Source organism: Cupriavidus sp. 05T313 (genome assembly GCF_056396665.1).
Window position 1 is genome coordinate 19256 of sequence record NZ_JBFTLX010000069.1, and the last position, 8505, is coordinate 27760.

Annotated in this window: 8 protein-coding genes; 5 read left to right on the forward strand and 3 right to left on the reverse strand. The window is 66.8% G+C overall.

Going from position 1 to position 8505, the window contains the following annotated elements:
• The first annotated feature begins 88 nt into the window (after nt 1-88).
• Together metX and metW are read left to right on the forward strand one after the other, a co-directional pair.
• On the forward strand, nt 89-1261 hold the full coding sequence (metX, locus tag AC1DKD_RS17050) for a homoserine O-succinyltransferase MetX (RefSeq protein ID WP_441631478.1): 1173 nt from the start codon (nt 89-91) through the stop codon (nt 1259-1261).
• Nucleotides 1258-1869: a methionine biosynthesis protein MetW gene (gene metW / locus AC1DKD_RS17055; RefSeq protein ID WP_441631480.1), complete on the forward strand. Its 612-nt coding sequence runs from the start codon at nt 1258-1260 to the stop codon at nt 1867-1869. The genes metX and metW overlap by 4 nt, the downstream gene beginning before the upstream one ends.
• 32 nt (nt 1870-1901) lie before the next feature.
• Here metW and AC1DKD_RS17060 read toward each other — a convergent pair whose 3' ends face one another.
• Nucleotides 1902-2828: a LysR family transcriptional regulator gene (locus tag AC1DKD_RS17060; protein ID WP_477103456.1), complete on the reverse strand. Its 927-nt coding sequence runs from the start codon at nt 2826-2828 to the stop codon at nt 1902-1904.
• A 120-nt stretch (nt 2829-2948) separates the two neighbouring features.
• On the opposite strand from AC1DKD_RS17060, the gene AC1DKD_RS17065 reads away from it, so the two are divergent.
• Nucleotides 2949-3893 (forward strand): DMT family transporter, encoded by a 945-nt coding sequence (locus AC1DKD_RS17065; RefSeq protein ID WP_477143498.1) that lies wholly within the window; start codon nt 2949-2951, stop codon nt 3891-3893.
• Between the two features lie 93 nt (nt 3894-3986).
• The gene (locus AC1DKD_RS17070) at nt 3987-4817 is read left to right on the forward strand and encodes an acyl-CoA thioesterase (protein WP_441631486.1); all 831 of its coding nucleotides are present in this window, start codon (nt 3987-3989) and stop codon (nt 4815-4817) included.
• A 23-nt stretch (nt 4818-4840) separates the two neighbouring features.
• On the opposite strand, the gene AC1DKD_RS17075 is transcribed toward AC1DKD_RS17070, so the two are convergent.
• Entirely contained in the window at nt 4841-6097 is a 1257-nt protein-coding gene (locus AC1DKD_RS17075) for a muropeptide transporter (RefSeq protein ID WP_441631488.1), read from the reverse strand.
• A 259-nt stretch (nt 6098-6356) separates the two neighbouring features.
• Between AC1DKD_RS17075 and AC1DKD_RS17080 the strand changes: the two genes are divergently transcribed.
• Complete coding sequence (locus tag AC1DKD_RS17080) at nt 6357-7253, forward strand: M48 family metallopeptidase (protein WP_441631523.1); 897 nt, start codon at nt 6357-6359, stop codon at nt 7251-7253.
• 130 nt (nt 7254-7383) lie between these two features.
• Here the strand turns inward: AC1DKD_RS17080 and argC are convergent, their stop codons facing one another.
• Nucleotides 7384-8331, reverse strand: coding sequence for an N-acetyl-gamma-glutamyl-phosphate reductase (argC, locus tag AC1DKD_RS17085; RefSeq protein ID WP_477143499.1), 948 nt, complete (start codon nt 8329-8331; stop codon nt 7384-7386).
• Between the last annotated feature and the right edge of the window lie 174 nt (nt 8332-8505).

The window sequence follows — 8505 nt, forward strand, 5'->3', positions numbered from 1 at the left end:
TTGATGCCATGTTTGATGTCATGTGCACGCAACGTCCACGCAATGCCGGTCGGGTTTTTTTACGCCCGTTTGCCAACGGGCCTATTCCATGACAGACGTAGCTCCGCCTCTTGCCGCGCTGGCCCTGCCGTCCGACTCGGTCGGCATTGTCGAGCCGCAGTGCATGCATTTTCCCGAGCCGTTGAAGCTGCGCAACGGCACCTCGATCGCCGACTACGACCTGATGGTCGAGACCTACGGCACGCTCAACGCCGCGCGTTCCAACGCCGTGCTGGTGTGCCATGCGCTCAATGCCTCGCACCACGTGGCCGGCGTGTACGCGCACGACCTGCGCGACGTGGGCTGGTGGGACAACATGGTCGGGCCCGGCAAGCCGCTCGACACCAACCGCTTCTTCGTCATCGGCGTCAACAACCTCGGCTCGTGCTTCGGCTCGACCGGGCCGATGAGCCCCAATCCCGCCACCGGCCAGCCCTACGGCGCCACCTTCCCGGTGGTCACGGTGGAAGACTGGGTCAACGCCCAGGCGCGCGTGGCGGACAGGTTCGGCATCAGCCAGTTTGCCGCGGTGATGGGTGGCAGCCTCGGCGGCATGCAGGCGGTGGCCTGGAGCCTGATGTATCCGGAGCGGCTGCGCCATTGCATCGTGGTGGCTTCCACGCCCAAGCTGTCGGCGCAGAACATCGCCTTCAACGAGGTGGCGCGCAGCGCCATCCTGTCGGACCCCGACTTCCACGGCGGCAATTACTACGCGCACGGCGTCAAGCCAAAACGCGGCCTGCGCGTGGCACGCATGATCGGCCATATCACGTATTTGTCCGACGAGGACATGGCGGAGAAATTCGGCCGCGAGCTGAAGACCGACGATATCCGCTTCTCCTTCGATGTCGAGTTCCAGGTGGAGAGCTACCTGCGCTACCAGGGCGACAAGTTCGCCGAGTACTTCGATGCCAACACCTACCTGCTGATCACGCGCGCGCTCGATTACTTCGATCCGGCGCTGGCCTTCGGCGGCGATCTCACGCGCGCGGTGTCGCACACGCAGGCCAGCTTCCTGGTGGCCAGTTTCACCACCGACTGGCGCTTCGCGCCGAATCGCAGCCGCGAGCTGGTCAAGGCSYTGCTCGACAACAAGCGKCCGGTCAGCTACGCGGAGATCGACGCACCGCACGGCCACGACGCCTTCCTGCTCGACGACCCGCGCTATCACAACCTGATGCGCGCCTACTACGAACGCATCGCCGAGGAGATAGGCGCATGAATGCCGCGGCCAACCCCAATATCCTGGCGCTGCGCCCAGACTTCCGCGCCATCGCGCGCTGGATCGAACCCAACTCCACCGTGCTCGACCTGGGCTGCGGCGACGGCAGCCTGCTGCGCGTGCTGCAGGATGAGCTCGACGTGCAGGCCTACGGCATCGAGATCCAGGACGACGGCGTGCTGGCGTGCGCGCAGAAGGGCGTGCACGTGATTCAGCAGAACCTGGAAGGCGGCCTGGCGCTGTTCGAGGACAAGAGCTTCGATACGGTGATCCTGTCGCAGACGCTGCAGACCATCCACAACACCGCGCAGGTCTTGCGCGAGACGCTGCGGGTGGGGCGCGAATGCATCGTGTCCTTCCCCAACTTCGGCTACTGGCCGCACCGGCTGTCTGTGTTCCGCGGGCGCATGCCGGTGTCGGAGGCGCTGCCTTACCAGTGGTACAACACGCCCAACGTGCGGGTCCTGACCATCAGCGACTTCGAGTCGCTGGCGTCCAAGGTGGGGCTGCGCATCCTTGACCGCGTGGTGATGCACGAGGGTGTGACCGTCAACTGGGGGACGAACTGGCGCGGCAGTCTGGCGGTGTACCGCGTCTGTTCCACCTGAGCGTGAGCGGACAGGGCGCGGCGAAGCTTCGTCTAGGCGCACGCCGCGCCCTGCTCCAGGGCGGCCTGCATCACAAGGTGATCGATGAAGGCGCGGACCTTGGGGGCAAGGTGGCGCGTCGGCGTATAGACCGCAAAAGCGGTGCCCACGTAAGGCTCCAGGATTTCCCAGTCGTCCAGCACCGGCACCAGGCTGCCTGACGCCAGCGCGGCCACGGGGGAGAAGTCGGGCACCAGTCCGATGCCGCCGCCGGCCTGTGCCATGGCGACAATCGCCGCGCTGTTGTTGAGCGTGACCCGCGGCGGGATGCGCAGCGTCACTGTCTGTCCGTCCTGCTTGTGCCGCAGGCTCCAGCGTTCGCCAAAGGCGCCATAGCCCAGGTAGAGGCAGCGATGCCCGGCCAGCGCCGCCGGCTCGGTGGGCGTGCCATGCCGGGCCAGCCAGTCCGGGGCGGCCACCAGCCGGTAGCGCACCGCGCGGATCGGCCGCGCCGCCAGCCCCGGCGCCAGTTCGCGCGCAATGCGGATGGCCACGTCGACGCCTTCTTCCACCAGGTCCACCATGCGGTCGGCCAGCGTCAGTTGCAGATCCAGCCCGGGATAGCTGTCCAGCAGGGCCGGCAGCCGCGGCGCCAGCCAGGCCTGCCCGAACACCACCGGCGCGCTGATCCGCAGCAGGCCGTGCGGCGTGCCGGCGTGGTCGCCTGCCAGCGTGTTCACCTCCTGCGCGGCCGCCACCATGCGCGCGCAGGCGGCGTGCACCGCTTGTCCCAGTTCGGTCAGGGCGAAGGCGCGCGTGGTCCGCTGCAACAGGCTGCCGCCGATGGCCGCCTCCAGCCGTGTCACATGGCGGCTGACGGCCGAAGGCGTCATGCCTAGCTCGCGGGCGGCGGCGGAGAAGCTGCCGCATTCCACCACCCTGGCGAATACCGCCATGGCGTTCAGCTGTGCGATTGGCATGGCCTGTCTCCTGAATTTGTGACTACAGGTCAAATGGTAATTGCTTATCGGGCGGATTGTTGACCTGCCTGCATGGTGGAACAATAGCGGCCATTGGCACGAAGTACGCAGGAGACTCCCATGAACATCGATCAATCCGGCACCGCCGCCGCTTCGCCGGCCGGCGCATCGGCGTCACCGGCCACGGAACCGGTCCGGCGCGGCGGCGCGTGGCGCATGGTGGCCGCCATGACGCTGTCGGGCACCATCGGCTGGTTCGTCGTGACCAGCGGACAGTCACCGCTGGACGTTGTGTTTTTCCGCTGCATCTTCGGCGGCGCCGCCCTGCTGGGCACGCTGGCCCTGCGCCGCGGCTGGCAGCCCATGCGCAGCCGGGACTGGGGCTGGCTGGCGCTCGGCGGTGTCACGCTGATCCTCAACTGGCTGGCCCTGTTCTCCGCCTATTCGTATAGCGGCATATCGGTGTCCACGGTTGTCTATCACACCCAGCCATTTTTCCTGCTGCTGCTTGCGGCGGCGTTCCAGCGCGAGGCCATCGCCCCGGGGCGGCTTGCCTGGCTGGTGCTGGCCTTTGGCGGGGTGGTGCTGATCACCGGGCTGGAGCACGGCGGCGCCAGCGGCGGCATGCTGTACGGGGTGGCGCTGGCGATGCTGGCGGCCTTGCTGTACGCCGTCACCACCATGGCCACGCGCCGCCTCAAGGGCATTCCGGCAGGGCAGATCGCGGGTTTGCAGATGGTGATGGGGGTGGTCCTGCTGTTCCCGCTTGCGCACCCGGCCGTGGAGACGTTTGGCGGGCGCACCTGGGGGGCGTTGCTGGCGCTGGGCCTGGTACATACCGGCGTGATGTACACGTTGCTGTACGGCGCCTTCCAGCRCCTTAACGTGCTGTCGATCGCCACGCTGTCCTTCGTGTACCCGCTGGTGGCCATCGTGATCGACGTGCTGGTGTTCGGGGTCGTGCTCACGCCGCTGCAAGTGGCCGGCATGGCGCTGATCCTGCTGGCAGTGATCGGCAACCAGCTGGGCTGGAATCCGTTCCGGCACGCGCGGACGCAGGGCTGAAGCCAACGGACTGGAGGAGAAGTTCGACGGCGGCACCAGCATCCGTCCATCGTTTGCAGTATTATCGAACGATCGTACTTTTTTGGTCCCAACATGTCAGCCACGCCAGCCAGCCAGACCGTCCATTCCTTCGACCACGCGATCGCGCTGGAGCCGGCGGGCGACAATCTGTTCCACGGACGCACCACGCCCGCCTACTGGAACATGATCGGTCCCTTCGGTGGCATCACGGCGGCAACCCTGTTGCAGGCCGTGCTGCAGCATCCCGCCCGGCTGGGCGACCCGTCCGCGCTGACTGTCAACTTCGCCGGGCCGATCGTCGAAGGGCCGTTCGTGATCGAGGCGCGCCCCGTGCGCACGAACCGCAACACCCAGCACTGGTCCATCGAACTGCGCCAGGGGGACGAGGTGGCAACCACGGCCACCGCCTTCTTCGCGGTGCGCCGCGAGACCTGGAACTGCGGCGAGGCGGTGTTCCCGCAAGTACCGCCGGCGGAAACCGTGGCGCCGATGTCGGGCTTCGCGAAGGTGCGCTGGCTGGATGCTTATGAGTTGCGGCCAGTGCGCGGCGCCAAGCCAAGCACGGAACCGGGCACCGAGCACCCGGACAGCCTGACGCAGTTCTGGCTGCGCGACGCGCCGGCGCGTACGCCGGACTTTGCCGCGATGGCGGCATGGTGCGATACCTTCTACCCGCGCATCTTCCTCAAGCGCGCCGGTTTCGTACCGGCCGGCACGGTGTCGCTGACCACGTATTTCCATGCGGACGCGCCCACGCTGGCCGCGCTGGGTGACAGCCATGTGCTGGGCAGCGCCCAGGCCCAGGTGTTCCGCCAGGGCTTCTTCGACCAGAGCGCGCAGATCTGGAGCCCGCAGGGCGAGTTGCTCGCGACCTCGCACCAGATTGTCTACTACAAGCAGTAAGAGTAAGCGCGTGCTAGCTGGTCTCAGGCCGCGGCGCGGGCCTGCGCCTCGTAGTGGTGCACGGTGTGGCGCATCGCCCATAGCAGCGCCACGCCGGGCAGCGCCGCCACCACGGTGCTGAGGTAGAACGCCGGCCAGCCGAAGGCCTCCACCAGGTAGCCCGAGCTGGGGCCCACATAGACGCGCCCGACCGAGGCCAGCGCCGACAGCAGCGCGTACTGGGTGGCCGAGAACGAGCGGTTGCACAGCGTCATCAGCAGCGCCACGAAGGCCGCCGTGCCCATGCCGCCGCAGAGGTTTTCCACCGCGATGGTGGCGCCCATGGTCCACAGGTGCTGCGGCGTCACCGCCAGGATCCAGTAGCCCAGGTTGGATACAGCCTGCAGGATGCCGAACAGCATCAGCGAGCGATACAGCCCCAGGCGCACCATCAGCGTGCCGCCGAACAGCGCGCCCACGATGGTGGCGGCCAGCCCCAGCGTCTTGTTGACCAGGCCGACTTCGCCAGCCGAAAAACCCACGCCGCGGATCAGGAAGGTGGTGGAGAGGCTGCCGGCAAACGCATCGCCCAGCTTGTAGAGCACGATCAGCAGCAGCAGCCACCAGGCACCGGGGCGCGAGAAGAAGTCGCGCAGCGGGCCCAGAATCGCTTCCTCCATGGAGCGCGGCGTGCGCGCCGGAGATTCCGCCTCGGGCGCCCACAGCAGGCTGAAGATGCCGATGCCCATCAGGCCCGCCATCAGGATGTACATCTGCTGCCAGCCCATCACGCGGTCGGCCAGCCACAGCGCCAGCCCGCCCGACACCAGCATTGCCAGCCGGTAGCCCAGCACCTTGACCGCCGCCCCCACGCCGCGCTCGGGCGCGCGCAGCACGTCGGTGCTGTAGGCGTCGAACACGATGTCCTGGGACGCCGACAGGAAGGCCACCAGCGTGGCCAGTGCCGCCAGCGTCCACAGCGCCTCGTGCGGCGGACAGAAGGCCATGCCCGCGATGCCCAGCACCAGGCCGAGCTGGGTCACCAGCAGCCAGCCGCGGCGCCGGCCCAGCAGCGGCGGCGTGTAGCGGTCCATCAGCGGCGCCCACAGGAACTTGAAGATATAGGCCTGGCCCACCAGGGAGAAGAAGCCGATGGTCTTGAGGTCCAGGCCTTCCACCGTCATCCAGGCCTGCAAGGTGCCGGACGTGAGCGCCAGCGGCAGCCCGGAAGCGAAGCCCAGCGTGAGCATGGCGCCAATGCGGCGATTGCGGAAAATGTCGAGATAGTCTTGGAAGGTCATGAATCAGGATGGCAATCAGGCGGGGCAAGGCGCCGTGTATTATTGCATTACCGTCAGCACAGGCCTGGTGAGCGGGATGCGCCGGGTCCGTGCGGTGCCCTGGCCGCGCCAATCCTTCAGCGCCCTGCTTGCCGAAAACCGCATCCGAGGAATCGCCATGTCCGATCGCCAGCGTTGTCAGAACCGCCACCAGCGGGCCGGGATTGCGTTGCCGCGGCAACTGGCCGCGCTGGCGCTGGCCGCCAGTGCCACGCTTGGCATGGGAGTGGTACAGGCCCAGGGCCAGGCGCAGCCACAGGACGCGGACGAGGGTATCCGCGTGCAACGCGGCGGGGCGTCCATCCGCCAGATCGTGCCGGTGGAGGTCATCGAGCAGCAGGCCTCGCAGGAGTACGAGCAGATCAAGGGGGAAGCGCAGGCCAAGAAGACGCTGGTCGGCGACAACAATCCGCAGTTGCAGCGCCTGCGCGCCATCGCCAGGCGCATCCTGCCGCAGACCACGCGCTGGAACGAGCGCGCGAAGCAATGGAAGTGGGAGGTCAACCTGATCAATGCCAAGCAGGTCAATGCCTTCTGCATGCCGGGCGGCAAGATCGCCTTCTACACCGGCCTGCTCGACCAGCTCAGGCTGACCGACGACGAAGTCGCCATGGTGATGGGGCACGAGATCGCACACGCGCTGCAGGAGCATGCGCGCGAGCGGGCCGCCAAGTCCGAGATCACCAACCTGGGCGCCAACGTGATTTCGCAACTGTTCGGCTTCGGCAACCTGGGCAATATGGCGCTGGGCACCGGGGCGCAGTTGCTCACGCTGCGGTTCTCGCGCTCGGACGAGACCGAGGCCGACCTGGTGGGCATGGACATCGCGGCGCGCGCCGGCTACGACCCGCGCGCCGCCGTATCGCTGTGGCAGAAAATGGGCACGGTGTCCCAATCCACGGCGCAGTCAGGCTCGGAGTTTCTTTCCACCCATCCCTCGGGCCGCACCCGCATCGCCGAACTCGAGAAGCACCTGCCCGAGGTGCTGCCGCTTTATGCCCGCGCGATCGACTCCAGCGTCGGCAAGCTGCCGCCTTACCGCGCCAATATGGCCAACCTGGGCGGCGCGCCGATGGACAGCGGCGACGACGACCGGCAAAAGCCGCTGAAGAAGTAAAGGCGCCAGCGGTACAGGGGCGCATCCTGAGCGAGGATGCCGAGCGGGCTGGTCCGGGCGCTTCGGCCCCAGACAAAAAAAGAGCCACACAGGGTGGCTCTTTTTTTGTTCTCGAGGACGTTGGCTTGCTTCAGGCGCTCAGGCCGGTCGCTTCATCCGCGCCCACATGCACGTTCATGCATTGCACCGCGGCGCCGGCAGCGCCCTTGCCCAGGTTGTCCAGGCGCGCCATCAGCACGATGCGCTCGGCCGAGCCGAACACGAACAGGTCGACGCGGTTGGTGTCGTTGCTGCCCTGCACGTCGAAGAAGCCGCCGTCGAGGTTGGCTTCGTCGCCCACTGGCATCACGCGCACGAACTGCTCGCCTTCGTAGTGCTTGCGGTAGATATCCGCGATCTGCTCGGGCGTGACCTTGCGCGCCAGGCGATCCGGGTACACCGGTACCGTCACGGCCAGGCCTTTGAGGAAGTTGCCGACGATGGGGTTGAAGATCGGCGCTTGCGCCAGGCCGGCCTGCACGCGCATCTCGGGCAGGTGCTTGTGCGCGAGGCCAAGCGAATACGGACGCGGGCTGTCCAGCTTCGGGTTACCGCCGGCTTCGAACTCGGCAATCATCTGCTTGCCGCCGCCGCTGTAGCCGGTCAGCGAGAACGCCGAGACCGGGTAGTCGGCCTGCATCACGCCGGCTTCCACCAGCGGACGCACCGCCATCAGGAAGGCGCTGGCGTGGCAGCCCGGCACCGCGATGCGCTTGCTGGTGCGGATCTTCTCGCGCTGGCCGCGCGTGAGTTCCGGCAGGCCATAGGCCCAGCTGTCGGTGGTGCGGAACGCCGTGCTGGCGTCGATCACGCAGGTATTGGGRTTGGTCACCAGCGMCACGGCTTCRCGCGAGGCSACRTCSGGCAGGCACAGGAAAGMGACGTCSGMGGCATTCAGAAAGCGTGCTCGTTCGGCCGGATCCTTGCGCTTGTCATCGGCGATACGCAGCAGCTCCACGTCGGAACGGCCGGAGAGATAGTCGAGCAACCGGAGACCGGTAGTGCCTTCCTGACCATCTACGAACACTTTGAAAACCATGGCGGACTCACTCGGAAATACGAAAGGTCCCATGCCGGAATCGGATGGGAACCAGCATTGTAACTAGGTTGGGGGACGTCGCAGGGTGCATGCCGCGGTGCATCGCAAATTCCCTTGTTAGTTGTAACCTAGTAGGTTAAATTCGATGGAGAAACATACGCCTCACTGCAGGCT

Coding starts and splice junctions, on each gene's coding strand:
- metW (WP_441631480.1), top strand. CDS start 1,258: ATGAATGCCGCGGCCAACCCCAATATCCTGGCGCTGCGCCCAGACTTC.
- AC1DKD_RS17060 (WP_477103456.1), bottom strand. CDS start 2,828: ATGCCAATCGCACAGCTGAACGCCATGGCGGTATTCGCCAGGGTGGTG.
- AC1DKD_RS17070 (WP_441631486.1), top strand. CDS start 3,987: ATGTCAGCCACGCCAGCCAGCCAGACCGTCCATTCCTTCGACCACGCG.
- AC1DKD_RS17075 (WP_441631488.1), bottom strand. CDS start 6,097: ATGACCTTCCAAGACTATCTCGACATTTTCCGCAATCGCCGCATTGGC.
- AC1DKD_RS17080 (WP_441631523.1), top strand. CDS start 6,357: ATGGGAGTGGTACAGGCCCAGGGCCAGGCGCAGCCACAGGACGCGGAC.